The sequence below is a fragment of the Pseudomonas sp. 30_B genome, assembly GCF_017491605.1.
Taxonomy (GTDB): domain Bacteria; phylum Pseudomonadota; class Gammaproteobacteria; order Pseudomonadales; family Pseudomonadaceae; genus Pseudomonas.
The window spans coordinates 125912-151529 of record NZ_JAFGYY010000004.1 but is presented as its reverse complement, the minus strand read 5'-3'; the positions used below and the strand labels follow the sequence as shown (position 1 = coordinate 151529).

Genomic DNA, 25618 nt, shown 5'->3' with positions numbered 1-25618 from the left:
CCACCTAGTCCTGGTTGATCGCACCGATCTTGTGGATCGACAGGTCGGCACCGTAGTACTCCTGTTCCTGGGTCAGGCGGATTCCCACCGCAGTCTTGATCAGGCCATAGACCAGCAGGCCACCGGCGAATGCCAGGGTCACCCCGGTCAAGGTTCCGACGAGCTGGCTGGCCAGACTCACACCACCGATGCCGCCCAGCGCCGACTGGCCGAAGATCCCGCAGGCGATGCCACCCCAGGCGCCGCACAGGCCATGCAGCGGCCAGACACCGAGCACGTCATCGATCTTCCAGCGCACCTGGGTCGCAGTGAACGCCCAGACGAACAACGCACCCGCCAGCATGCCGGTGACCAGCGCACCGATCGGGTGCATCAGGTCGGAGCCGGCACAGACCGCCACCAGTCCGGCCAGCGGACCGTTATGCAGGAAGCCCGGGTCGTTTCGCCCCACCAGCAGCGCCGCCACGGTGCCGCCGACCATCGCCAGCAATGAATTGACCGCCACCAGTCCGCTGGCACCGACCAGGGTCTGTGCGCTCATCACGTTGAAGCCGAACCAGCCGACGATCAGCACCCAGGAACCCGCCGCCAGGAACGGGATGTTCGACGGCGCGAAGGCCACCAGGCGCCCCTCGCGATAGCGGCCATTGCGCCGCCCCAGCAGCAGCACCGCCGCCAGCGCCAGCCAGCCGCCGAAGGCGTGCACCACGACGGAGCCGGCGAAATCGTGGAAGGTCGCGCCGAACTCCGCCTTCAGCCAGTCCTGGAATCCGAAATTGGCGTTCCATACCAGCCCCTCGAAGAAGGGATAGAGGAACGCCACGATCAGCGCCGTGGCGCACAACTGCGGGCCGAACTTCGCGCGCTCGGCGATGCCTCCGGAGATGATCGCCGGAATCGCAGCGGCGAAGGTCAGCAGGAAGAAGAACTTCACCAGGGCATAACCGTTCTCCGTCGCAAGCGTCGCCGCCGGGTGCAGGAAGTTCACGCCGTAGGCGATCCAATAGCCGACGAAGAAGTAGGCCAGGGTCGAAATGGCAAAGTCCGAGAGAATCTTCGACAGCGCATTGACCTGGTTCTTCAGGCGCACCGTGCCGACTTCGAGGAACGCAAAGCCGGCATGCATGGCCAGGACCATGACCGCGCCCATCAGGATGAACAGCGTGTTGGAGCCGTGGACCAGGGTTTCCACGGCGCTATTGAGGTTTTCCATCGCTACAGGCAGCCCCGAAGGTCAAGGGGAAAGCACCAAAACGGCCCGCGACCACCACACCCCGCACCACCCTGAAGCAGCGATGCACCAAGCGGGAGCCGACTGCCGCCCCGGATTCGCTCACAGGCGATTGGGCCAGCCAGGCAATTTCCTGTACTTCCTTTTGTTTTTCAGTGTGTTGAGCGGATTCCTCCGGCTTTCCATCACTCCGGAAGCGCCCCGCGACGGGGCACTCCGCTCTCCTTGCGCACCAGTGAAATGCAAGCGGCATACCATCCGCAGAAAAAATCAGCGGCTAGGCTTCAGCCCGTGGCTTCGGCATCGCCGGGTACGCAACTTATGAGAAACTTCCCCGGACTATGGGGCTCGAAAACTACAGAACCTCAACTCGATCAAGGAGCATCACATGCCTCGCAAGACCGCAGTGAACGCCGCCAAGGAAGAACTCCTGGCGGAATTCCAGGCCCTCGTCAGCGATACCGAGAAACTCCTGCAGAGCTCCGCCGACCTAGCAGGCGCCGAAGCCGATCAGATGCGCGACCAGATCAACTCCAGCCTCAAGCGCGCCCGTGAAGCCATCTACTCCACCAAGGACGCCGTACGCGACCAGGGCAAGGCTGCGGCGGATGCCACCGAGGAGTATGTCAACGAGCATCCGTGGCAGGCCGTGGGCATCGCAGCCGGCATCGGTTTCCTGCTCGGCCTTCTGGTAAGCCGGCGCTGATCCATGAGCGACGGAACGGATGCCGACAAGGCCAACTCCCCTTCCCTGCGGCGCCTGGGCGCCGCATTCCTCGGGCTGCTGCATGGGCACGTCGAACTGTTGGGCATCGAACTGCAGGAGCAGAAGGCACGCACCGTACAGCTCCTGCTGCTGGCAGGGCTTGCCCTGGTGTTCGCACTGCTCCTGCTGATCGGCCTGTCGACGCTGATCCTGCTGCTGTTCTGGGACAGCTATCGGCTGCAGGCGGCCACCGGCCTCTGCCTCTTCTATATCGCGGGCGGCGCCCTGTGCGCCTGGCGCCTGTACCAACTGCTCAGCGACGAGAGCTCGCCCTTCAGTGCGACGCTCGACGAACTGGCCCGAGACCGGGAGCGCCTGTTGCCATGAGCGAACTGCCGGAATCTGCGCGCAACCTGTCACGGGCAGAATTGCGCAAGGCCATCGTACGACTGCGCCTGGAAATGCAGCGCCAGCAGCTCAAGCGCGAGAGCGACCTGCTGCTGCATCCGCTCAAGCATGCCCGCGAGATCGGCCAGAGCCTGCGCGGTAGCACACCGCTATGGGCCGGTGCCGGCGGCGCAGCGGCCCTGGCATTGCTGTTCGGCAAGCGTCGGTGGATTCGCCTGCTGCGCATTGGCATCGCCCTTGCGCCCCTTCTGCTGCAACTGCGCAAACCGCGGAGCGAAACACCGCCGCCGCCCTGAGTGGCCACATTCTTGCTACATGACAGTTACCCGCGCCGTTGGCGCTTGCTGTCACCCCCATCAAGGATGTGCCCCGTGACCGAAGGACAACCACTCGCCTGCTTCCAACCCTTCATCGACACCGCGACCGGCCTGGTCGCAGGTGTCGAGGCCCTGGGTCGCCTGCGCCAGGACAATGGAGAACTGCTGTCGGTCGGCCCGCTGTTCGTCAACCCGCGGGTGGGCCTGAGCGAACTGCGCCGGCTCGACCGGCAGATCCGCGATGCGGCTCTGGCGCGTATCCACGAAGCCCCCTCGGACTGGTTCCTCAGCCTGAACATCTCGCCGCGCTGGATCGGCCGCCTGCGCCCGAACCAGCCGCTCCCCAGCCTCAAGCAGCTGGAGCAGCAAGGCGTGCCGCCCAAGCGCGTGGTCTTCGAGATCACCGAACTGGGCGGCGGCCAGCAGCGGCTGCCAGAGGTGGTTGCGCGCTACCGCGAAGCCGGTGCGCGCATTGCCATCGACGATTTCGGCGCCGGCTACTCGCAGCTCGACCGCGTGCTGGCGCTGCAGCCGGACATCCTCAAGCTCGACATGCGCCTGTTCCAGGCGGCCGCTCGCGGCGGGCCAAGCGGCGACGTGGTGAAAGCCCTGGCGCAGATGGCCGAGAAGACCGGCTGCTGGATCATCGCCGAAGGCGTAGAGACCGAGGAAGAAATGGACTTCGCCCTGGAGTGCGGCGCGCGCTACGTGCAGGGCTACCTGTTCGCCAGGCCCGCACTGGAGTTCCCGGCCAGCAACGCTTTCCGCGACGCCTTCGCCCAACACCGGGATCGCTACGTGCGCCGCAAGCTGCAGGAACGCGCCAGCCTTATCCAGCTGCGCCGGCAACTCGCCGAGCTGGCGGACATGCTGCGCCCTTGGGCCGAGAGCGGCGCCATCCTCAGCAGCCTGCCTCCAGCACCGGAATCCTTCACCCGCCTGCTGCGCATCTACCAGTGCGACCGCCACGGCACCCAGACCTCACCGAACCTGGAGTGGAACGGCCTGTTCTGGAAGGAAGACCGGCGTTACCTGGGCCACAACTGGTCCTGGCGCCCATACTTCTACCAACTGCTGGCCGAAGGCTGGGAAGAACGTCGCCTGATGCTGTCCAACACCTACCGCGACGCCACCACCAACCAGTACTGCATGACCGCCGGCCAGTTCATCGACCAGGGCCGACGCCTGCTCCTCATCGACATCGATGCCGAAGGCCTGTAGCCGCGCGATTGAGATTGCCGGCGCGAACGGCTAGCGTTGCCGGTAACTCTTCACGATCGCGGAACCACGAATGGACTGGCACACCCTGCTCCCCCGAGAACGCCTCGGCAAACCGGTACACAGCAGCGCCGAACTCGGCCGCAGCGCCTTTCACAAGGACCACGACCGTATCATCTTCTCCGGTGCCTTCCGCCGCCTGGGCCGCAAGACCCAGGTACACCCGGTGTCGAGCAACGACCATATCCACACACGCCTGACCCACTCGCTGGAAGTCGGCTGCGTCGGCCGCTCGCTGGGTATGCGGGTCGGTGAAATCCTTCGCGACCGCCTGCCTGAATGGTGCGACCCGGCGGACATGGGCGTCATCGTGCAGTCCGCGTGCCTGGCCCACGACATCGGCAATCCGCCCTTCGGCCACTCCGGCGAAGACGCGATCCGCCACTGGTTCCAGCATGCCGCCGGACGTGGCTGGCTGGACGACATGCACGACGAGGAGCGATCCGACTTCCTGCATTTCGAAGGCAACGCCCAGGGATTCCGGGTACTCACCCAACTCGAATACCACCAGTTCGACGGCGGCACCCGCCTGACCTACGCGACCCTCGGCACCTACCTGAAATACCCCTGGACCGCCCGCCACGCCGACTCGCTGGGCTACAAGAAACACAAGTTCGGTTGCTACCGCAGTGAACTGCCGCTGCTGGAACAGATCACCCAGAAGCTGGGCATGCCGCAGCTGGAGACCGAGCGCTGGGCGCGCCATCCACTGGTCTACCTGATGGAAGCCGCGGACGACATCTGCTACGGCCTGATCGACCTGGAAGATGGCCTGGAGATGGAGTTGCTCGACTACGCCGAAGTCGAAGCGCTGCTGCTCGACCTGGTCGGTGATGACCTGCCGGAAACCTACCGCCAGTTGGGTCCCAATGACTCCCGTCGACGCCGGTTGGCCATCCTCCGGGGCAAGGCCATCGAACACCTGACCAATGCCGCGGCACGGGCCTTCGTCGAGCAGGAACCGGCGCTGCTGGCCGGGCAGCTGACCGGCGACCTGGTGGAACACATGCACGGCCCCGCCAAGCGCTGCGTGCAACGGGCCAAGGCCATGGCACGGGAGAAAATCTTCCAGGACAAGCGCAAGACGCTCCATGAAATCGGCGCCTACACCACCCTGGAAATCCTGCTCAACTCTTTCTGCGGCGCAGCCCTGGAGCAGCATGGCGGACGCACGCCATCCTTCAAGCACCGGCGAATCCTCGACCTACTCGGACATAACGCACCGGACCCGAGCTGGACGCTATACCGTTCCTTCCTGCGCGTTATCGACTTCATCTCCGGCATGACCGATAGCTATGCCACGGAACTCGCGCGGGAAATGACCGGCCGCTCCAGCCCGAGCTGAGCCTTAAGCCACCCGCCCTGAGCGGGACAGTTGCGCGTTGAGCCCCCGCTGCAGGTCGTCCATCGCCGCGATGACGATCGATACCCTCGCGCGGATCTCCGACAGGTCAGGATGATCACGGCAGGCGGTCTCCAGCCTGGCGCAACCGTCCTGCAAGGCAACGGCGTTCACCAGGCGTGCAGCGCCCTTCATGCGATGCGCCAGGTCCCCCAATTGCTTCCAGTCCCGCGCATCCAGCAAGGGGCCGACCTGCTCGATGTCGGCGTCGTTGCTGTTGTGCAATTCCTCCAGCAGGCGGCGGATAAGGACGGGGTTCCCTTCCGTCATTTCCTCCAGCAATCGCAAATCGACACCTTGCGCCGCTTCACCCTCGGCGTCAGCCACGATGCCGGGGACCGACTCCAGACGCTTGCGCAGGTTCTCAAGGCCAATGGGTTTGAACAGGCAGTCGTTCATACCGGCACGACGACAGTTCTCCACCTCGTCCGGCTGGGCATTGGCGGTGAAGCCGAAAATCACGCAGGGCTCCCCGTCCATCTCCGCCTCCAGCTCACGAATGCGGTGCGCCAGGTCGTAGCCGTTGAGCACCGGCATGTTGCAGTCGGTGATTACCAGATCGAAATCACCGGGATGCCAGATCTGCAATGCCTGAGCCCCATCGGATGCCACGTCCACCTGATGGCCCAGGTGCTCAAGCTGCTGACTCAACAGCAGTCGGTTGGCGGCATGGTCATCCACCACCAGCACCCGGAGCGAGCGGCCCCGCGCCTGAGGTGCAGCCTTGGGAGCCACCGTTTCTTCAGGCAACGGCTCCAGCACCTGCAGCAACAGACTCACCGAGACCTGCGTCCCCTGCCCCAGCTGACTTTCCAGGCACACGTTACCATCCATCATTTCCGCCAGCTTGCGGCAGATGGTGAGCCCTAGGCCAGTCCCGCCACGCGAGGCATGGCTGTTCTGCGAGGCCTGGCTGAAGGGTTCGAAGAGCTGGGCCTGATCGCTGGCGGATATCCCGATACCGCTGTCGTGAACCGAAACATTCAGCGCAATGCGCTCCCCGGCGAGGCGCTCCCCGCGTACCCGGATCCGCACCTGGCCCTTGTCGGTGAACTTGATGGCGTTGCTGACCAGGTTCGACAGTATCTGCTTGAAGCGCAGCGGATCGATGAGCACATCGACGGCAGCCTCCGCCTCTATCTCGACCTTGAGCTCCAGCCCCTTCTGCCGCGCCAGGCCATCGAACACCCTGGCGATGGACTCGACCAGCTCGCGCAACCGGGCCCGCTCCGGCATCAGGGTCAAACGCCCGGACTCGATCTTGGCGACATCGAGAATGTCGCCGATCAGCGTCAGCAGCGACCTGGCCGAGTCATAGGCGACTTCGACCGGCTCGCGCTCCCAATGGCCATGATCGGCGCGCGTCAACGCCAGTTCGAGCATGCCGATCACCGCGTTCATCGGGGTACGGATTTCATGGCTCATGGTGGCCAGGAACGTGCTCTTGGCGCGGTTGGCCTCTTCGGCCTGATCCTTGGCGGCCTGCAACTGATGATGCAGACGCTCGCGCTCGGTGACATCGAGCCAGCCGCTCACCAGCCCCAGCACCTCGCCCTTTCCTCCGTGATAAGGCGTCGCCCAGTGGTAGACCTCCATTTCCTTGCCGCGCAGTCGGAAAACCCGGTCCGCGGTCAACGCCGTCCCCCGATCCATGGCCTGGAGAAGCTCCTCATGCAGCGCCCTGGCCTCCTCGGCGGGCAGCCAGTCGCAATCGATGAGACGGCTGCCCTGCGCGGTATCGCGGCTCATGCCCGTCACCTCGAGGAAGCTGCGGTTGCAGGTAATCAGCCGCCCCTCCCGATCCCGCACTGCAACGGGGTGGGGAATGCCATCGATCATCGCGCGCTTGAACCCGAGTCGATAGCTGAGCTCCTTCTCCGACACCTGTCGGCGGCGGACCTTCACCTGCAATCGCCAATTCCACAGCAACACCGCACAGAGCAGCACGATGCCGCCCCAGACCAGTCGCATGATCTGGCTGCGGTAGCCGTCCCAGATGCTATCGGGATTTTCGGCAGTCGCGGACCAGCGGCCGATGACGTTGGCCATATCATCTGGAGAAATCGCCAGTATCGCCTTGTTCAGGATGCTCAGCAGCTCCGGGTCCGCCAGGGAGACGGCGATGGAGAACTGACCCGGCTCCCGATCCAGGGAAGCCGCCACGCGCAGGTCGCGGTAATAGCGAGAAAGCAGGTAATTCGCCGATGTCGACAGGTGTATGCCTGCATCCACCCTGCCCTCGCTGATCATCGGCAGGTCATCGACATTGTTCTCCACGAGGACGAGCTGCACCTCCGGGTGCCGCTCACGCATGAAGCTTTCCAGAACCGAGCCCTTGGGCACGGCCACTCGCCGCCCACGAAGATCGTCCAGGGAACGGAACCACTCAGCGCTCTTCGCCACCACCACGACAAAGGACGCGGTCATGTAAGGACGGGTGAAGGTCAGCCACTCCTCCCTGTCCGCGGTCGGCGTCAGCGCGCCAATCGCCTTCGCCCTGCCATTCCTGACGTCCTCCAGCATCGCGGCGACGCCGGGCTCGGGCTGCACGTCGAAGCTGAGTCCCGTACGCGCGTGTATGAGGCCCAGCACGTCCGCTGCAATCCCGCGGAAGTTCTGTTGCGAATCGAAGAAGGAGATCGGGGCCAACGCGCGATCGACTACCAGCACCGGGTGCGGGTTGCGCTCCATCCAGCGCTGCTCCTGGGGCGTGAGGATCAGTCGCTGGTTGGCGATGGAATAGGCACCGCCAGGACTCCAGCGTCGCTGGATGCTGTTGTCGAGCTGTTGCGGCGTGGCTGCCAGCGCGTGATCCAGGATTCTCAGCAAGACATCGTCGGAGCTCCTGACGGCAAAGCTGAATCCTGCACCATTGAAACCGGCGAAGTTGAGCGACTTCAGGTTGGAAAGATAGCCCTGGCTGATCAGGTACTGCGCGCTGAACGCGTCCCCCACGAACAGATCCGCCTGGCCGAATGCGACCGCCTCGAGCGCCTGTCGCACGGACTGGAAAGGCATGATCGTGGCCTTGGGTAAGTACCTCGCGATCTCCTCGCTGGAGAAGTAATCGCTGACCACCGAAATCCGCTTGCCCAGCAGTTGCTCCCCGCTGTCCAGGCGCACGCCCTGCGGACCGACGACAATCGGCTGGTTGGTGAAGTAAGGCTGGGACAGGCTGATCCCGGGGGCACTCGACTCATAGTGGGTCGCACGGCTCAGCAGGTCTATCTCGCCGTGCTGGAGTGCGTCGATCGCGGACTTTCTATCGGCGTACCGGCGCACTTCGACACGAACGTTCAACGCGTCGGCGAGCACGCCCATGTAATCGGCGGTGACACCTTCAAGGTCCGTGCCGCTGGCAGTGATGTCGAACGGCGCATAGTCAGGTGCCGTCACCCCCAGCACGAGGGTGCGCTTGCTGCGCAGCCACTGCCAGTCCGCCTCGTCGAGATGAACCTTGACCGGTACGTCCGAAGCGCGCGCCAACAGATTCATGGAAGACCAGGAAGGGGACTCCTCACCCACGGCACCCAGGCATCCCAGCAGCAGTATCGCGCCAAGTGCAATGCGAAGGTGCCTACGCCAGTTGAACATCACCCACCTCAGACCAAGGCATTACGCTTGGCAAATTCGATCAGGTCGACCAGGGAATGAGCATTCAGCTTCAGCAGCAACCGGGTCTTGTAGGTACTGACCGTCTTGTTGCTGATGAACATCTGCTCGGAGATTTCCTTGTTCGAGTAGCCATTCGCCAGGTACTGGAGCACGGCCATCTCGCGGTCGGAGAGACGCTGGATAAGCTCCTGGTCATCCATCTGCCCACTGTTTCTGCGTGTTTGCCGAATGGCCGTGCTGGGGAAGTAGTTGTATCCCGCGACCACGGCGCTGACCGCGCTGACCAGTTCGGCGAGCCCGCCCTGCTTGCAGACGAACCCCGAGGCGCCGGCCTGCATACAGCGCATGGCGAACAACGAGGCGCTCTGCCCGGTCAGCACCAGGATTTTCAGTGGCAGCTCGAAGGCGGAAATTCGGCTGATGACTTCCAGGCCATCCAGGCGGGGGATTCCGATGTCCAGGACAACCAGATCCGGAACCAGGTCCTTGACCAAGGAGAGCGCGTCCACGCCGTTGTCCGTCTCGCCCACGACGACATGGCCTTCTTTTTCCAGCAATACCCGCATTGCCATGCGGATTACCGGGTGGTCATCGACAATAAGTACCTTGCTCACGGAATCCCTCCGACAGTTTTCATCAAGTGAAATATCTGCCGGTAAGATATCTTCTGAGCTTATTCTGTCGAGATGAGACCCCCTCGATATTTGACGACTAAGGATATTCCTACGCAACAAGCGTATATATCCTACAAAACCGTCAAAATACGGATTTACGCGCCACGTAAAAAAGCAAATCCTTATGCAAAAGTCTGATTTCGCATAAGAACTTTCTGATGCAAAACAGCGAAGCCCTGACATCGCTTTCTGGACAGGACCAGTAACACGACCGACAGACTCCGGGATGGCCGCTTCCCTGCTGAGGGATCCACTTCAGAAAGCAGCGGCCCTCCCCTGAAACCCCTGCCCATCATGCCGCCAGCCGGCTGGTGGGCGTGCAGAAGCGCCACCGCGATATCGCACCTGGCCAATCCGTACAAACTTGAAGCACTGGGAAAGACTGGCCAGCCAGACGGTCTGTCAATACTGGAAAAACAGATCGAAAACTAGGAATCGCCCAATGAGCCTGCGATATACAAACTTCCCTGCACCATTTCACCCGACATAATCAATCTGGCCTTATAAAGACATTCTTTTCCAGTCCTCCCCAGCCAAATATCAAATTACCCGCAAACCTCAAACACCGCCAAGACACACACTTGGCGAAATAGCAAAACCCCAACACCACTACACTATATTTACAACCCGGCACAACTTCGAACCAGCAACTCGAGCCAGCACAAGTTGTATGGGTAGCGCAGGAAGACTGCGCGCAGCGCGGATTGCCCTTCGACCTGAGATTGGGCGACATCAATCTCCCGAGCATCAACGGCATAGAGCTGCCGGGCAAGTTGGCACAAAGCGGCGGAATACGGCGGGCGATACTGTTCAGGAAAATACGAGACCACCCGGATGCACCGCCGCCGTCAGCAGCAGGTGCATACCGGGCACACCACGACTACACCCTGGCGTTGATGGGCTGATCCGGATACCAGGCATCCATCAGCGGCCCCGCCGTGAAACCGGCGAGTTCCGACTGCTGCTTGAGCCATCCGTCGACGATGGCGCGCTGCTCCTCACTGACCGAGCCACGGTGCGCCAGGCAGATGAAACCGTACTCGTCGCACCCGCCGTATACCAGGTCATTGGGCTCCACCGCCTCGGCCGCGAAGCGCTTCATGAACGCGGCGATCGCCGCTTCATCTACCCCTTCCCTGTATTGGAAGCTCAACTCGAACCCCAACTCCTGGAATTCATCGACACACAACTTCTTGCGCAAACGACGGGAACGATGGGTGGCCATCTGACAATCTCCGGCGGACAAGGCGACAATTCGACCTCATCGTGATTATTCCAACTGTCCGGCGCGATCCGGACAGGTCATCCACAACTTTAACAGCTCCACCGCCCTCGCCCATGACAACTGGCATGCGTTGCCCAGCGCAACACGCGGCGGCTTGCGGCATAATGTCGGCAGCTCCGGGGGAACAAGGAGCGTTCATTCGTATTGTTGCGTTTCATCTTTTCATTTTTCAGTTCAATGCCCGACCACTGGGATGTCATCTTTCCTATGTTCAAATCGCTGCGTGTTCTCGCCTTCGCCACATTGTTGCCCTTTACCGTGCCAGCCCTGGCCCAGATCAACACCACCCTGCCCGATCGCGTCGAAAAGGCCCTGAAGGCCAGCAAACTGACCAATGACGCCCTGTCGCTGGTGATGATTCCCCTCGAGGGTCCCGGCAACGCCACCTATTTCAATGCCGACGTCTCGGTGAACCCGGCGTCGACCATGAAGCTGTTCACCACCTACGCCGCTCTGGAGATGCTCGGCCCCACCTACCAGTGGCAGACCGAGTTCTACACCGACGGCCAGCTCAAGGATGGCGTGCTCAACGGCAACCTCTACCTCAAGGGGGGTGGCGATCCCAAGCTGAACATGGAGAAGCTCTGGCTGCTTATGCGCGACCTGCGCGCCAATGGCGTCAGCAAGGTCACCGGTGATCTGGTGCTGGACCGCAGCTACTTCAACATTCCGCAGCTGCCGGTGTTCAACGACGACGGCGGCGACGACAACAAGCCCTTCCTGGTCGGCCCCGACTCGCTGCTGGTCAACCTCAAGAGCGTGCGTTTAGTGGTGCGCTCCGACGGAGGCAAGGCCAGCGTGCTGATGGACCCGCCACTGGCCAACGTGCGTATCGACAACCAGATCCAGGTCAGCAAGGCCGCGCCCTGCCCCGCATGGCCGAAACTGCGCTTCAATCCCGTCACCCAGTTCGACGGCACCTCGCTGGTAGCGACCGGCCAGATCCCGCAGGGCTGCAGCGCGCAGACCTACATGTCGCTGCTCGATCATCCGGGATATACCGCCGGCGCCGTTCGAGGCATCTGGCAGGAACTGGGCGGCACCATCATGGGCAAGGATCGCGAAGGCAGCGTGCCGAAAGGCGCCAAGCTGGTTGCCCGCGCGGACTCGCCGGACGTGGTGGAAGTCATCCGCGACATCAACAAGTACAGCAACAACACCATGGCGCGTCAGCTGTTCCTGTCCCTGGGCGCGCGATTCCGCAACGGCGCCGACGCCGATGACGCCCAGGCCGCACAACGCGTGATTCGCCAATGGCTGGCGCGCAAGGGCATCACCGCCACTCACCTGGTGATGGAGAACGGCTCCGGCCTGTCGCGCGACGAGCGCGTCAGCGCCCGCGAGATGGCCGCGATGCTGCAAGCCGCCTGGCACAGCCCGTACGCCGCCGAATACATCTCCTCGCTGCCGATCGTGGCGAAGGACGGCACCATGCGCAAACGCCTGCGCGGCACACCGATGGCCGGCGAGGCGCACGTCAAGACCGGCACCCTGAACACCGTACGCGCGTTGGCGGGCTTCAGCCGCGACGCCAACGGCCGCACTTGGGTGGTGGTGGCGATCCTCAACAGCAATCGGCCGTGGGGGGCGTCCTCCATCCTCGACCAGGTACTGCTGGACCTCTACAGCACCACCAAGCGCGCCGGCGAATGATGAACAAGGGCCCCGGCACCGGCCGGGGCCCTCATTCCTCCGCACACTCCAGGCGATCCCGCCCCAGACGCTTTGCCCGGTAAACCGCCCGATCCACCCTGCACATCAGATCGTCGGCCGTTTCGCCGAGGCGCCAGGCAGCCACCCCGAAGCTCGCGGTCACCACGCCAACCCCCTCCATGGGCTGACTGCGCAGTGCCTGCCACAGCGCTTCGGCCAGTTGCATGGCCTGCTCCACCGAGCTGCCCGGGCACAGCACCACCAGCTCTTCTCCTCCGACGCGGCAAAACACATCGGCCTTGCGCAAGCGCTGGGCAACCCGCTGGCACAACGTGACCAGCACCGTGTCACCCGCCTCATGGCCGAAACGATCATTGATGCTCTTGAAGTGATCGACGTCGAACATCACCAGCGACAACGGCTCGCCGCTGCGCGAGCAGCGCGCCATGCTCAGCTCCAGCTGCTCCTTGAAGTAGCGCCGGTTGTGCACCCCGGTCAGCGCGTCGGTCACCGAAAGCCGCCGTAACTCCAGCTCCGCCTCCTTGCGTCGGGTGATGTCGGTGGCGATGCCCAGATAACCGGTCATCACGCCCGACGAATCCCGCACGCCGGTGATGATCAGATTGATCTTCAGCTGCCGACCGTCGCGGCGAATGCAGGTCCACTCGTACTCCTCATGCCCTTCGCCGACCAGCGCACCGACCACCTCGAATCCCCGGATCTCACGCCCGAGCACGATAGACAGGTCATGCGCGCGGCGGCGGATCTCCTCCTTGACGAAGATACTCTCCGGCACTGGCCGGCCCAGCACCTCCCGCGCGCTGTAGCCGAAAAGGCGTTCGGCGCCGACGTTGAAGCTGCGGACATAACCCCGCAGATCGGTGGACACGATGGCCACCTGTGTCGCCGCATCGAGCAGTCCATGCAGGCGACTGTTGACCTCGCCCAGTTCCAGTTCCACCGCCTTGCGCGAGCTGATATCGGTCTGCGTGCCGATCATGCGCCGCGCCGCGCCATCGCTGCCCCGCTCTACCACCTGCCCCCGGTCCAGCACCCATAACCAGCGGCCACTCTTGCAGCGCAGGCGATGCTCACTCTGGTACAGAGAGGACTCGCCACGCAGGTGCCGCTGCAACGCCTCGTTGCGCGCGACCTGATCATCGGGATGAATCCGGCGCGTGCACTCCTCGGGGCCCGCGCCGATCTCCGCATCGCGGAACCCCAGCATGGCCTTCCAGGCGTGGGAATAGAACACCTTGCCCAGGTCGACGTTCCAGTCCCACACGCCGTGCCCGGCACTGTCCATGGCGAAATGCAGGCGAGCCTGGTTCTCCTGCAGCTCCAGCTGGTTGGCACGCAGTTCGGCGGTGCGTTCCTCCACCAGTTGCAGCGCCCGCTGGCGCTGCCCCAGCAGCGCCAGCACGTAACCGGCCAGCAGCAATGAGGTCAATAACCCGCCCAACACCACCCACAGCTGCGGATGTCCCTCGTTGCGCTGCAGAAAGTCGCGGGAAGGCTCGATACGGACGAGGTAGTCGCGCCCGGCGAAATCCAGGTGCCGCTCCGCCACCAGACCGGAACCCTGCGCGGCCGACACCGCACTGCGGTACATCGGCAGGTCCGCCCCCGGCTCGGCGCTATCGCGCAGCGTGATCGCCAGTTGCGCCAGGCTGTCCACATCCATGCCCTGCTCGATCAGCAGGCGGTAGCTGATCGCGGCAACCAGCATGCCTTGCAGGCCGCCCAGGCTTTCCTCCCCAGGGCTGGTCGTCACGCTGCCCCGGTAGAATGGCGCGGCCAGCAGGACACCGGCCGCATCCTCCGCCGGCGCACCGGGCAGGACCACCGGCATCGACGCAGTCAACTGCCGGCTGATGAGCACCCGCTGTGTCAGGTCGCGCCCCGGCAGGGTGGAACTCAGGTCGAGCCCCAGCGGCAACTCCTGCAGATATTCGGAGGCCCCGTACAGCACGGGGAAGTAGCGCTCACGCGCTTGCGCGGGAACCGGATGGTTCTGCGGGTCGAGATCGTGGATCAGATAGTCGAGCATTCCGGACGCCTGGACCTGCGCTTCGAAGGTCGCTCGCTCAGCCTGCTCGACCCTGGGCAGCCAGGCGTATCCCAGGGCGTCTCCCAGCAAGGGGCCGACGAAACGCTCGAACTCCTCGCGCGATACATCGTTGGAGTTCTCGAAGAAGCGCTGGATGGACTCCAGCTCGCTGCGCTGCAACAACAGCCGCTCGCGCACCCGGTCGACCCGCTCGTTGGCCGCCAGGGCGAACTGCTGCTCCAGGGCCGTGCGTGCGTTGCGCCAGACATTCCAGCCCAACAACCCGGTCAGCAGAACCCCCGCGGCGAGCACCAGGCCGGCTGCGCGTAACGCCTTCTTTTGGCGAACGATTCCCTGAGCGGCGGGCAATTGCTCATAGGCCGGCAACTGAGTCATGGGGACTCCCGCGTCAGGGCTGCGGACAGGGTACCCAGTTCTTATAGCAGATGGTGGCAGATTGCCCAGAAACCACTCGACGCACGGCCGGCAAGGCCGTGCGCCAGTTGGCATCAGCGCACGGTAATGCGCCAGGCGCGGTGGATCCTGCTGTTGCGGGCGAAGTCCTGGTCCAGCGTCTGGGCACTGATTTCCTCGACCTGGTAACGCGCGGCCAGCCCTTCGTCCAGCTCGAACTTGCGGAAGTTGTTGGAGAAGTACAGCACCCCACCCTTGGCCAGACGCGCCATGGCCAGGTCGAGCAGCTCGACATGGTCACGCTGCACGTCGAACACACCTTCCATGCGCTTGGAGTTGGAGAAGGTCGGCGGGTCGATGAACACCAGGTCGTACTCGCCGCGATCTTCGCGCAGCCACTCCATCACATCGCTCTGCACCAGGCGCTGCTTGTCGGAGAAACCATTGAGCGACAGATTGCGCCGCGCCCAGTCGAGATAGGTTTTCGACAGGTCGACGCTGGTGGTACTGCGCGCATCGCCCTTGGCCGCATGCACGGTGGCCGTGGCGGTGTAGCAGAACAGGTTGAGGAAGCGCTTGCCTGCGGCCTCGCGCTGGATGCGCAAGCGCATCGGGCGATGGTCGAGGAACAGGCCGGTATCGAGGTAGTCGGTCAGGTTGACCAGCAGTTTTACGCCGCCCTCTTCCACTTCCATGAAGCGGCCTTCGGCGTTCTGCCGCTCGTACTGCTTCTTGCCGGTCTGGCGTTCACGGCGCTTGATGACGATGCGCTCGGTGGGAATCCCCAGCGTCTGCGGCAGGGCGGCCAGCGCGTCGAGCAGACGGATCTGGGCCTTCTCCGGATCGATGGACTTGGGTGCGGCGTACTCCTGCACGTGCGCCCAGTCGCGGTATAGGTCCACGGCCAGAGCGTACTCGGGCATGTCGGCGTCATACACCCGGTAGCATTCGATCTTTTCCTTGCGCGCCCACTTGCCCAGCGCCTTGAGATTCTTCTGCAGGCGGTTGGCGAACATCTGCCCGCCTTCGCTCAGGCGTGCCTGCTCGATTACCGCAGCGCCCTGGGTCGGCGCCGACTCGCTGCGCTCACCGCGATCGCCGGTCACGAACTGGCGCGGCTCCACGTCGAGCATGATCAGTTTGCAGGGCAGCGCGCCGTTGAAGAAGGCGTATTGCTTGTGACTGCGGATACCCATGCGCTTGCCCAGCTCCGGCGCACCGGTGAAGACGCCGGCGCTCCAGCCCAGGCAGCTCTGGCGCAGACGTTCGCCCAGGTGCTGGTAGAGGTACAGCAGGCTGGCTTCGTCACCCAGGCGCTCGCCGTAGGGCGGGTTGCAGATGATCAGGCCCTTCTGGCCCTTGTCCGGACGCGGCTCGAAGGTGGCCAGTTCGCCCTGGTAGATCTTCACCCACTCGGCCAGCCCGGAACGTTCGATGTTGTTGCGCGCGGGCTGGATCAGCCGCGGGTCGGCCTCGTAGCCGCGAATCCACGACGGGGTCTTCGACAGGCCGACGTCAGCCCGGCGCTGGGCTTCTTCGACCAGCTTCTTCCAGATGGCCGGCACATGGCCCAGCCAGTTGCTGAAACCCCAGCGCTCGCGCTTGAGGTTCGGCGCAATGTCGGCGGCGATCAGGCCGGCCTCGATCAGGAAAGTACCGACACCGCACATGGGGTCGGACAGTGCACCGCCTTCAGCGGCGATCTTTGGCCAACCGGCGCGGATCAGCACGGCAGCGGCGAGGTTTTCCTTCAGCGGCGCGGCGCCCTGCTGCAGGCGGTAACCGCGCTGGTGCAGGCTGTGGCCGGAGAGGTCCAGGGACAGCACGGCCTGGCCACGATCAAGGTGCAGGTGCACGCGGATGTCCGGGTTGACCTTGTCCACGGTCGGGCGCTTGCCGAACTCGGCGCGAAGGTTGTCGACGATGGCGTCCTTCACCTTCAGTGCGCCGAAGTGGGTGTTGTCGATGCCCGAGCCCTTGCCGCTGAATTCCACCGCCAGGCTGCCGCCTGCGTCCAGGTGATCGCTCCATTGAACGGCATTGACGCCCATGTAAAGGTCTTCGGCGTTGTTCACCGGGAAGCGCGAAAGCACCAGCAACACCCGGTTCGCCAGGCGCGACCACAGGCACAGGCGATAGGCCGTCTCCAGGTCGCCCTGCCCGCGCACCGCCGACACCTGCGCGCGCGCCTCCTCGAGGCCCAGCGCCTGGGCTTCGTCCAGCAACAGGCCATCGAGCCCCTTGGGGCAGGTGAGGAAAAGTTCGTAGTGTTCCGCCATGTCAATCTTCCCGGGCCGCGCCCTTTCTTTTTCAGGAAGCTCCACCAGGGAGCCTCGTCGGCCATCCGCGCGCTTGGTTTTCCGCGAACAGCAATCGGTGTTCATTCTCCGGGACGGAAGTTCAATCCGTCTGCGACCTCGAGTCGCATCTCACCGGCCCACTCGTCGGAATGAGAGAAAGTCGCAATTAGACACACTTTCTCCTTGACCCGGTACAACCCCGCGCCCCTGGTGGGTTACGCGATGATGGCACTTCCAAACCGGGCCAACTCTTATGGCTTGATTCCATAAGCGTTAAGTCTTTATGACAAATTGGTCGTTCACAGGCCCCAAGGCATTGGTTAGAACTCAGCTTAATCCGTTATCGCAACGATGACGGGCGGGGCGTGTCACGCCGGCAATGCGCCCCATTGGCGGAATTTTCCGCCCGGCCTCCCAGGGGGGGCCAACGGGACATAACAGTCAACAAGTGAGGGCAACACCCTATGAGAAGACTTAAGCGTGATCCGTTGGAAAGAGCCTTTTTGCGCGGTTATCAGCACGGCATTACTGGAAAATCTCGCGACCTCTGTCCGTTTACTCATCCCACTGCCCGGCAATCCTGGCTCAATGGCTGGCGTGAGGGCCGTGGCGACAACTGGGATGGTTTGACCGGCACCGCCGGTATTCAACGTCTGAACCAGATGCAGCACGCGACCGGCTGAATCGACGGACCACACCGACTTCCCCAAGCCGCCCCATCCGGGCGGAAAAGGGCGCAAGCCCAAGGGCTCCGAAAAGGAGCCCTTTTTATTTCCCTGCTACTGCTCAGCCCCGCTTGGCCGCAGCGATGGCATCCACCGCCTCACGGATCAGCGCGGGGCCCTTGTAGATGAAGCCCGAATAGATCTGCACGAGGCTGGCACCGGCGGCGATCTTCTCCGCCGCATGGATACCCTCGGTGATTCCGCCTGCGGCGATGATCGGCAGGCGCCCGCCCAGCTCACCGGCCAGCACCTTGACGATGTGGGTGCTCTTCTCGCGCACCGGCGCACCGGACAGGCCGCCCGCCTCATTGCCGAACGGCAGGTTCTCCACACCTTCACGGCCCAGCGTGGTGTTGGTGGCAATCACCGCGTCCATGCCCGATTCGATCAGCGCAGCGGCAACCATGGCGGTTTCCTCGTCGCTCATGTCCGGGGCGATCTTGATCGCCAGCGGCACACGGCGGCCATGCTGCGTGGCCAGGTCTTCCTGACGCTGGCGCAGGGCTTCGAGCAATTGCTTGAGTGAGTCGCCGAACTGCAGGCTGCGCAGGCCGGGCGTATTGGGCGAGCTGACATTGACCGTAACGTAGCTGGCGTGGGCATAGACCTTGTCCAGGCAGATCAGGTAGTCGTCCACCGCGCGCTCGACCGGCGTGTCGAAGTTCTTGCCAATGTTGATGCCCAGCACGCCACGGTACTTAGCCACCTTGACCCGCTCGATCAGGTGATCGACGCCATGGTTGTTGAAGCCCATGCGGTTGATGATCGCGGTGGCCTGCGGCAGGCGGAACAGTCGCGGCTTGGGGTTGCCCGGCTGGGGGCGCGGAGTGACGGTGCCGATCTCGACGAAACCGAAGCCCAGTTGCGCGAAGCCGTCGATGGCATCGCCGTTCTTGTCCAGGCCGGCCGCCAGCCCTACCGGGTTGGCGAACTCCAGGCCCATCACCTTCACCGGCAGGCTCGCCGGGGCCTTGGTGACCAGGCCGTTGAGGCCAAGGCGGCCGCCGGCACCGATCAGGTCGATGGACAATTCGTGGGACGTTTCCGGGGATAGCTTGAACAGGAGCTCACGGGCCAGGCTGTACATGGTCGGGCATCGGTCGGCAAAATGGGGCGTTATTATAGCCGGCCGCACCTCGCTCAGGCGAGGCGACGCAGCGCCAATAGCCGCCCGGCATCATCGAACTCCAGTTCGAAGCTACCCTGTTCGCCCGCATGCGTGATGAAAGGGCGCAGATGATGGGCCGGCAGGTTGACCCGACGACCGCCGCGGCTGGTCACCAGCACACGGTTGGCGTCCCCGCGGTAGACTGCCTGCAACCTGTCCGCAGGCAGGCAGATGTCCAGCACCACGCAAGCCATGGAGGCCTCCCCCGAGTGAAGGGAAGAATTTTGCCACAACGCATGCGCCAAACAGCGCCAGGGTTTTCTATGCTTAGGGCAATTCGCCGTGCATTCTCTCCGGCGCTTCCTGCACTGACCGTCCGGCCATCGGGAGTCTTGCGTCGCACATGAGTCAGCCGCCTCGCCACCGCAGCATGAGCAGCCGCCTGGCCTCCCTCGCCCAGCGCCTGGGGCTTGGTGGCGCCGATGCCCATAACCTTGCACAACGCAGCCGCACCCTGTCCCTGCCGTTCAAGACCCTCGAAGCCTGCGCCAGCGGCATCGGCTGGCAGTCCGGAACACCGCTGCACCGTCTGATCGACCTGCCACGCGGCGCCCTCTCCGGACCGGTGCAGGAAGACAAGGCGCGCATTCACGCCGTGCTCAAGCGCCTGGTCGGCAGCCACAGCGACGAGCAGCCGTCCCTCGACCTGCGCTCGCTCGACGGCCTGTGCCAGCGAGGCCTGCAGGACAGCCCGCTGGCAACATTGGAGGAACTGGCGCACAGCGACAATGGCCGCAAGGTGCGGATCATCAGCTACAACGACTTCACCCGGGTGCTCGGCCAGGCGCTGCCGGGCTTCGAACGCCGGGCTGCCTTGCAGCTGCGACGCGCCAGCTGGCATGGCAAGCGGCTGTTCTGGAATGACGACAATCACGCCTACGAGATGGCCAGCGCGGTGGTCTATGCCCGGCGGCGCGGACTGGAGATCAGCCTGCCGGCGATCATTCAGAGCTTCGAGCTGCGCACGGCGGTACTGGACGAACTGGATCGCGACTTCCACATGCTGGCGATGCCGGCGCAGGCCTGGAGCGACCCGGCGTTCATGGGGCTGCTGCTGGAAACCGGCATGCCCTATGCCCGCTTCGGCCTGTTCAATACGGAAACCCCGGAAAGCCTGCTACTGCCCAAGGATCATCCGCAGTCCGACACCTTCGGCCAGGGCTTGCGGGAGGCGGGTGCGCCTGATGTCATCGGCTATCTGCGGCGCACCGGCAACACGGGCTGACAGCCGCCTCGCTACAGGTCGGCGTCTTCCTCGCGCAGCCGCCGCTCCTCCTCGCACAGGCTGTCCAGTACCTCGCGATGGCGCGCCTGCCACTCCTCCAGGCTCAGGTCGCTGCTGTCGAGCAGTTGCGGATGACGCTTGACCAGATAGACCGCCGCGCGCTGGGCGGAATCGGCGACCTTCCAGGTCACCTCGGTGGAATCGATCGGTCCCTCGTAGGTGATCCAGCGGCTGAAGTCCTCGTATTCGCTGCAGACTTTCTGGAAGTCTTCGTCACGCATGCGCTGGTTGCCGTACTCGATGTTCTCCACATCTTTCTCTTTCATACCGACGGTTTCGGCAAATGCGCGGCGCGACAGGCCAGTCAGCGAACGAAGCGCCCGTAGTCTTTCTCCTGCAGTGAACAGGAAACGTTTCTTCACCATGTGTCATCCGTGTCCGAGACTGCGAAGCCCGGCTAAAAAGTCCTAACAATCAGGATAAATTCCCACTTCTACAGGGGCTCGAACCTGTCGTTTCGAGCGATTTCCGATGGTGCAGGATGCAGCATGAAAGTGGAAGAATCGTTCTCCCCGGACCTCATCGCGGGCAAGTACTACCTGACGCCGGAGCGCTTTGCACGATTGATCGGCATGGGCGACCGGCTGGCCGTGGTGCAACGCTGGATCGACCTCGGCGAGGTGCCGTCGCGGATGATCGGCGGCCATCTCCTGGTGGACCTCGGCGCCCTGCTCAGACGTACCGATCCACAACGATGAGCCTGCCTCTGCTGCCGCGGCTCTGCCTTCACGCCGCCGACCTGGCGCGCGGCAAGCAGGTGCTGCTCGCGCGGGAGGAATGTGATGCCCTGCGGGATCTGCAGCGTATCGGCCTGCTGCACATGCAGGCGCCGGAGCTCGGCCGGCAGGCCACGCTCTGCACCTGCCGGCATCCCCGCTTGTTCGCCTTCCATTTCTATTACCGCTGGCTGCCGACCCACATCGGCAGCTTTCGTCCGTCAGGCAAGGACTTCGATCACTCCTGAGCGGCTTCCTGCGCAGCCTGCAGTGCCGGTGCCGCGGGAATGCCGATCTCCACGCAGAGCTCCATGACACGCGCAAGGTCCTCGCGGTAGACCAGCACGCACTGCAGCTCGTCATCCAGCGGCTCACTGAAGTCCACCAGCACATAGCCACCCTTCTCCGGATAGAGCGCGCCCAGCTGGGTCTGGATGCGGTTCAGCGCGGTGAGCGGCTCGGTCTTGCGCAGTTGCTTGGCCTGCAGGATGAAGTTGACGCTGGGGTCGAAGGACGCGCGAATCTCCCCGAACAGTTCCTCGAAGCTGTCGCCCTGGAACAGCACGATTTCCGGCAGGCTGCCCACCACGACCCATTCGCCCAGGGGAATCGGGAAGCTTTCGTCGTAGTTGATTTCCGGATTGGCCGCGTGGAAAGCCTCCGGATCGGCATAGGCCTGGGCGGCCTCGTCGGCGATCTGCTCGATCTCCGCCTCGCCCAGGCAGCCCGAGCTGATCAGTGTGAGGAGTTCGACGAGTTGCGCTTTCATGGGGGAGTCCTGAGAAAAAGATGAACAGCCGCGAAGGATATCCGCAATCGCGAAAAAACGCCGTAGTCAGGGAACCTTCTGACAGACTGATCGGTCGGAAGTCGCCATAACGATACTCACTATCAAACGGGATGATTTCTGCTCGATCCGTGCGATTGCTAGGCTGATATCCATTCCGAACTTCCCTGCGTGCATAAAACCATGAACCGTGCTCTCGCCCTCCTCACCCTGATCACGCCTCTCTGGCTGGCAGGCTGCAGCAGCCAGCCGGCGTCGCAGCAACCCTATAGCGATGCTGAAGTGAAGTCCTTCGGGCTGAAGATCCTGGGCGCCAGCAACATGTCCGACGATCTCTACGCCAAGTACCGCCGCGCCCTGACCGAGCCGCACCAGGATGGGCGCAGCGGGAGCTGAGCAGACCGCGGCGAACACCCACGTGTTCGGATGAGCAGGACCTGCACATAAAAAATCCGATGCCAGTGCTGGCATCGGATTTTTGATTTCATGCGGTCAGCGTCGAGTCTGGAGATTCCCCCCTGACGTCAGCCGCAAAGGGCCCATGCCTACGCCGATCTATCGGCTGTAGACAGTCTTGCCGCGGAACACCGTCTGCATGACCTGGGTGTCGGCGATCTTCTCAGGCGAGCCCTGCTGGACCAGATCGAACAGGTTACGGTCCAGGACGATGAAGTCGGCGGACTTGCCCGGCTCGATCGAACCCATGAGTTTCTCCTGGCGAACTGCGCGGGCGCCGTTGATGGTGTAGGCGTCCAGCATCTGCTCCAGCGTTGCGCTCTGCGCGGGGTTGTAGGCCGGCTTGCCGGGGATGGCGCGGGTGATCCCGGCTGCGATGTTCACGAACGGCCGCGGATCACGCGTGTCGACCGGAGCATCGCTGCCTGCCACCAGCACGGCACCGGCCTTGGCGGTATTACCCACCGGGTAGACGGCGCCCCAGGTGTAGTTCTTCGGGTTGTAGAGCAGGTCGTTGATGTCCTGGCCTTTCTTGCTCGGTTCGAGGAAAGGAGTGATCAGGACGTCGTATTCGGGCTGCTCGTTGATCCAGGCGTAGGTGTAGGTGAGGTAGGTGCCCAGTTCGCCCAGACGCTTCTGGTCGTCCGGGTGGACCATCTGCAGGTGGGCAATGGTGTGCGGGATATGGCGATCGCCGTTGCGCTGGCGGGCCGCTTCCAGTGCATCGATGGTCACGCGGGTGGCACGGTCGCCAACGCTGTGGACATGGATGCTGAAGCCATCGGCATCGAGCGCGGTGGCGTAATTCTTGAAGTCCTCTGCCTTGTAATTGACGATGCCGTTGTTCTTCGTCTCTTCGCTGTCCCGAGTCACGGTGACGGCGCCGGTCTCTTCATCCTGCTTGAGATGGGGTTTCTGGTAATGGTGCAGCATCCCGGCATTAGGCGAGAACGGCGGCTTGCTGAAGGGGTCGCCTTCGAGTACGCCGTCGGCAAAGATCTTCACCGCATCCGCCTTGATCAGCGGGTTGCCGGCGAACTCGGCGCGGACTTCCCGGGACTTCTTCAGGTGTCCGGCGATGTCCACCTTGCCCTTGTAGTCATCGGCGATGAAACAGGTGGCGGCGGTGACGTGCATGTTCAGCAGGTTCTGCTGCTGCATCTTCAGCAATTGTTCGCGGATGAAATCATTGGCACAGGCATCCTGAATACTGGTGATGCCGCTTTGTGCCATGACCTGCGCGACCTTCGGCAGGATGGCGCCATAAACGGCTTCGCCACGCGGATCGCCCACCTCCTGGGCGAACATGTCGAAGCTGCCAACCGGAATCTTCTCCTTGGCGGCATCGCGGACTACGCCGCTGTCCAGGCTGACGTAGGGCGCAAGCTCGGCAAACACGCCACCCTTGCCCAGGCTTTTGGCATCGAAGCCAACGACCTTGCCGCTGTCGTCCTGGGCCAAGCTCAGGGCTTTCGAGTTATAGGCGCTGGCGTGGCCGTCCACGCCGGAGAGAACGACTGGGTGGCCGTCGGCCACCGCATCCAGGGCCTGGCGGATGGTCTTGTAGTTGCTGGTGGGCTCGTTGTTCTCATAGGGCACCCACTGTTCGATCTTCAGCCAGGCGCCGGGCTCGCTGGCGTAGCGCGGCAGGCACTCCTTCACCTTGCTGGCCAGTTGATCGAGGTTCACCCCCTTGCCTTCAAGGTCGCAGACATCCAGCGGGACCACGCCCATGACATGGATGTGGTTGTCGTGCAGGCCCGGCAGGACCATCTTGCCGCCCAGGTCGACCACGCGGTAACCCTGGTTGATGTAGCTTTCCGCGCCTTCGCGATTACCGGCATAGACGAACTTGTCGTTCGACACGGCGATGGCCTCGACCTTCCGGCGCTGGGCATCCTGGGTATAGAACTGGCCGTTCAGGTACACCGTGTTGTCGCTGTTATCGATGCCCGGCGCTGGCGTCTGGCTGCATCCGACAAGCCCGGAAAGCAGGACGAGGGAGGATAGCGTCAGGTGTTGTTTTGGTTTGAGCCGCATAAGTTCTCCAATTAAATTACAGTATTTACTGTAATTTAGACTTCTACCAGCGAAGTTCCGGGGCGTCAATTGCTGCGGTTTGACTCCCTCGGGCTGGTCAATGTGAAATGCGCAGCACCGAACGATGAGGCTGGGCACTGGATGATTCCGCACGATTTGAAGATGCGCCGCGAGCCGCGCCAGCAGCGCACCCTGGAGATCATCAGGAAGATCGAGCAAGCAACGCTGGCGTTACTCAAGGAGGGTGGCATGACCCTGCTGAACACCAACGCCATTGCCGAACGTTCCGGCGTCGACATCAGTTCGCTCTACCGCTTCTTCCCGAACAAGGAAGCGATCGTGTATCGCCTCGGGCAGCAATGGCTGGATGCGATCCGCAGCCGGGAAAAGGCGATCTTCGACGGCGGGCTGGGCCTGATCGAAACCTGGGATGCGCTGGGTGAGATGATCGACGAGATCGAGCAGGAGTACTCCGGTTACGGCGCACTCTGGCAGGCCATGGATGTGATTCCGGAGCTGTACGACCTCGAGGTGGAGCATGAGACCTTCCAGCTCGACAATATGCGGGTACTGCTGAGAAAGCATGGCTGCCAGTGGCCGGAGAAAGAGCTGACGGAACTGTTGCGCTACCTGTATCGCACCTGGGACGTGGTCAAGCAGGGCAGTATCGAACAAGGCGACGCGAGCGGGCTGATGTGGCGTGCGCATCAGAAATGGCAGTACCGGCTGCTGCGGCTGGCCGTCAGCACCCAGGGCGCGGCCGAATTCGAGCGCGAGCTGCAGGTTTGACACAGGTAGGGCGTACAACCGTTCGCGGTTGTACGCCGTTACACCCTGCGTCCGTCACCGTCTCCGGGGCTAGGCCCGGAGCGCCCTGAAACCAAGGCCAAGCGGCGTATAACGTCGAACGTTATACGCCCTACGATAATCGCCGGATCGCGGATAGAGTCCGCTCCTACAGGTTGAACCCTGCGCGGCTTTCGCAGGAGCGGAGCTTCTCCGCGATGCTTTTGACGATTCTGCATACCTTCCTTCCCGCACGAATCCACACCCGAAAAAAGCCCCGCACTAGGCGGGGCTGGAGCATCAAAGGCTTAACTGGCGGTGC

Annotated in this window: 23 protein-coding genes; 12 read left to right on the top strand and 11 right to left on the bottom strand. The window is 63.2% G+C overall.

Features of this window, described 5'->3' with window-relative positions; translation table 11 throughout:
* Positions 1-4 precede the first annotated feature (4 nt).
* Positions 5-1213 (bottom strand): ammonium transporter, encoded by a 1209-nt coding sequence (locus tag J5M67_RS05820; RefSeq protein WP_207884374.1) that lies wholly within the window; start codon positions 1211-1213, stop codon positions 5-7.
* A gap of 406 nt (positions 1214-1619) precedes the next feature.
* Between J5M67_RS05820 and J5M67_RS05815 the strand changes: the two genes are divergently transcribed.
* From J5M67_RS05815 to J5M67_RS05795, 5 genes are all read left to right on the top strand, one after another.
* Positions 1620-1937, top strand: a complete 318-nt coding sequence (locus J5M67_RS05815; protein WP_207884373.1) for a YqjD family protein — start codon at positions 1620-1622, stop codon at positions 1935-1937.
* 3 nt (positions 1938-1940) lie between these two features.
* The gene (locus tag J5M67_RS05810) at positions 1941-2324 is read left to right on the top strand and encodes a phage holin family protein (protein WP_207884372.1); all 384 of its coding nucleotides are present in this window, start codon (positions 1941-1943) and stop codon (positions 2322-2324) included.
* Positions 2321-2641 carry a hypothetical protein gene (locus J5M67_RS05805; protein ID WP_207884371.1) on the top strand — a complete coding sequence of 107 codons (321 nt, stop codon included), beginning with the start codon at positions 2321-2323 and terminating at the stop codon, positions 2639-2641. The genes J5M67_RS05810 and J5M67_RS05805 overlap by 4 nt, the downstream gene beginning before the upstream one ends.
* 75 nt (positions 2642-2716) lie before the next feature.
* A complete protein-coding gene (locus J5M67_RS05800; protein WP_207884370.1) occupies positions 2717-3883 on the top strand; it encodes an EAL domain-containing protein in 1167 nt (388 codons plus the stop codon).
* 70 nt (positions 3884-3953) lie between these two features.
* Positions 3954-5285, top strand: coding sequence for a deoxyguanosinetriphosphate triphosphohydrolase (locus J5M67_RS05795; RefSeq protein ID WP_207884369.1), 1332 nt, complete (start codon positions 3954-3956; stop codon positions 5283-5285).
* A 3-nt stretch (positions 5286-5288) separates the two neighbouring features.
* On the opposite strand, the gene J5M67_RS05790 is transcribed toward J5M67_RS05795, so the two are convergent.
* The 3 genes from J5M67_RS05790 to J5M67_RS05780 form a co-directional block, all read right to left on the bottom strand.
* Positions 5289-8936: a transporter substrate-binding domain-containing protein gene (locus tag J5M67_RS05790; protein ID WP_207884368.1), complete on the bottom strand. Its 3648-nt coding sequence runs from the start codon at positions 8934-8936 to the stop codon at positions 5289-5291.
* An 8-nt stretch (positions 8937-8944) separates the two neighbouring features.
* Entirely contained in the window at positions 8945-9571 is a 627-nt protein-coding gene (locus tag J5M67_RS05785; RefSeq protein WP_207884367.1) for a response regulator transcription factor, read from the bottom strand.
* 940 nt (positions 9572-10511) lie between these two features.
* Positions 10512-10856: a YggL family protein gene (locus J5M67_RS05780; protein WP_207884366.1), complete on the bottom strand. Its 345-nt coding sequence runs from the start codon at positions 10854-10856 to the stop codon at positions 10512-10514.
* A gap of 267 nt (positions 10857-11123) precedes the next feature.
* Between J5M67_RS05780 and dacB the strand changes: the two genes are divergently transcribed.
* Positions 11124-12569: a D-alanyl-D-alanine carboxypeptidase/D-alanyl-D-alanine-endopeptidase gene (dacB, locus tag J5M67_RS05775; protein WP_207884365.1), complete on the top strand. Its 1446-nt coding sequence runs from the start codon at positions 11124-11126 to the stop codon at positions 12567-12569.
* A 31-nt stretch (positions 12570-12600) separates the two neighbouring features.
* Here dacB and J5M67_RS05770 read toward each other — a convergent pair whose 3' ends face one another.
* Both J5M67_RS05770 and rlmKL read right to left on the bottom strand, forming a co-directional pair.
* Positions 12601-15015: a diguanylate cyclase gene (locus J5M67_RS05770; protein WP_207884364.1), complete on the bottom strand. Its 2415-nt coding sequence runs from the start codon at positions 15013-15015 to the stop codon at positions 12601-12603.
* 113 nt (positions 15016-15128) lie between these two features.
* Positions 15129-17312: a bifunctional 23S rRNA (guanine(2069)-N(7))-methyltransferase RlmK/23S rRNA (guanine(2445)-N(2))-methyltransferase RlmL gene (rlmKL, locus tag J5M67_RS05765; protein ID WP_207884363.1), complete on the bottom strand. Its 2184-nt coding sequence runs from the start codon at positions 17310-17312 to the stop codon at positions 15129-15131.
* Positions 17313-17797: 485 nt separating this feature from the next.
* Between rlmKL and rmf the strand changes: the two genes are divergently transcribed.
* Positions 17798-18016: a ribosome modulation factor gene (gene rmf / locus J5M67_RS05760; protein ID WP_207884362.1), complete on the top strand. Its 219-nt coding sequence runs from the start codon at positions 17798-17800 to the stop codon at positions 18014-18016.
* Positions 18017-18119: 103 nt separating this feature from the next.
* On the opposite strand, the gene J5M67_RS05755 is transcribed toward rmf, so the two are convergent.
* Both J5M67_RS05755 and J5M67_RS05750 read right to left on the bottom strand, forming a co-directional pair.
* Entirely contained in the window at positions 18120-19145 is a 1026-nt protein-coding gene (locus J5M67_RS05755) for a quinone-dependent dihydroorotate dehydrogenase (protein ID WP_207884361.1), read from the bottom strand.
* A 53-nt stretch (positions 19146-19198) separates the two neighbouring features.
* Positions 19199-19420, bottom strand: a complete 222-nt coding sequence (locus J5M67_RS05750) for a DUF2835 domain-containing protein (protein ID WP_207884360.1) — start codon at positions 19418-19420, stop codon at positions 19199-19201.
* 149 nt (positions 19421-19569) lie between these two features.
* Here J5M67_RS05750 and J5M67_RS05745 point away from each other — a divergent pair, with 149 nt between their 5' ends.
* Positions 19570-20451, top strand: a complete 882-nt coding sequence (locus J5M67_RS05745) for a DUF6685 family protein (RefSeq protein WP_207884359.1) — start codon at positions 19570-19572, stop codon at positions 20449-20451.
* A gap of 11 nt (positions 20452-20462) precedes the next feature.
* On the opposite strand, the gene J5M67_RS05740 is transcribed toward J5M67_RS05745, so the two are convergent.
* On the bottom strand, positions 20463-20876 hold the full coding sequence (locus J5M67_RS05740) for a helix-turn-helix transcriptional regulator (protein WP_207884358.1): 414 nt from the start codon (positions 20874-20876) through the stop codon (positions 20463-20465).
* A 123-nt stretch (positions 20877-20999) separates the two neighbouring features.
* On the opposite strand from J5M67_RS05740, the gene J5M67_RS05735 reads away from it, so the two are divergent.
* Together J5M67_RS05735 and J5M67_RS05730 are read left to right on the top strand one after the other, a co-directional pair.
* Complete coding sequence (locus J5M67_RS05735) at positions 21000-21209, top strand: DNA-binding protein (RefSeq protein ID WP_207884357.1); 210 nt, start codon at positions 21000-21002, stop codon at positions 21207-21209.
* Positions 21206-21475, top strand: coding sequence for a hypothetical protein (locus J5M67_RS05730; RefSeq protein ID WP_207884356.1), 270 nt, complete (start codon positions 21206-21208; stop codon positions 21473-21475). The genes J5M67_RS05735 and J5M67_RS05730 overlap by 4 nt, the downstream gene beginning before the upstream one ends.
* On the opposite strand, the gene J5M67_RS05725 is transcribed toward J5M67_RS05730, so the two are convergent.
* Entirely contained in the window at positions 21466-21996 is a 531-nt protein-coding gene (locus tag J5M67_RS05725; RefSeq protein ID WP_207884355.1) for a hypothetical protein, read from the bottom strand. The two genes, J5M67_RS05730 and J5M67_RS05725, sit on opposite strands and share 10 nt — an antisense overlap.
* Positions 21997-22197: 201 nt before the next feature.
* Between J5M67_RS05725 and J5M67_RS05720 the strand changes: the two genes are divergently transcribed.
* Positions 22198-22410: a hypothetical protein gene (locus J5M67_RS05720; RefSeq protein WP_207884354.1), complete on the top strand. Its 213-nt coding sequence runs from the start codon at positions 22198-22200 to the stop codon at positions 22408-22410.
* A 159-nt stretch (positions 22411-22569) separates the two neighbouring features.
* Here J5M67_RS05720 and J5M67_RS05715 read toward each other — a convergent pair whose 3' ends face one another.
* A complete protein-coding gene (locus J5M67_RS05715) occupies positions 22570-24510 on the bottom strand; it encodes an amidohydrolase (RefSeq protein WP_207884353.1) in 1941 nt (646 codons plus the stop codon).
* 162 nt (positions 24511-24672) lie between these two features.
* On the opposite strand from J5M67_RS05715, the gene J5M67_RS05710 reads away from it, so the two are divergent.
* A complete protein-coding gene (locus tag J5M67_RS05710; protein ID WP_207884352.1) occupies positions 24673-25299 on the top strand; it encodes a TetR/AcrR family transcriptional regulator in 627 nt (208 codons plus the stop codon).
* Positions 25300-25618: the final 319 nt, after the last annotated feature.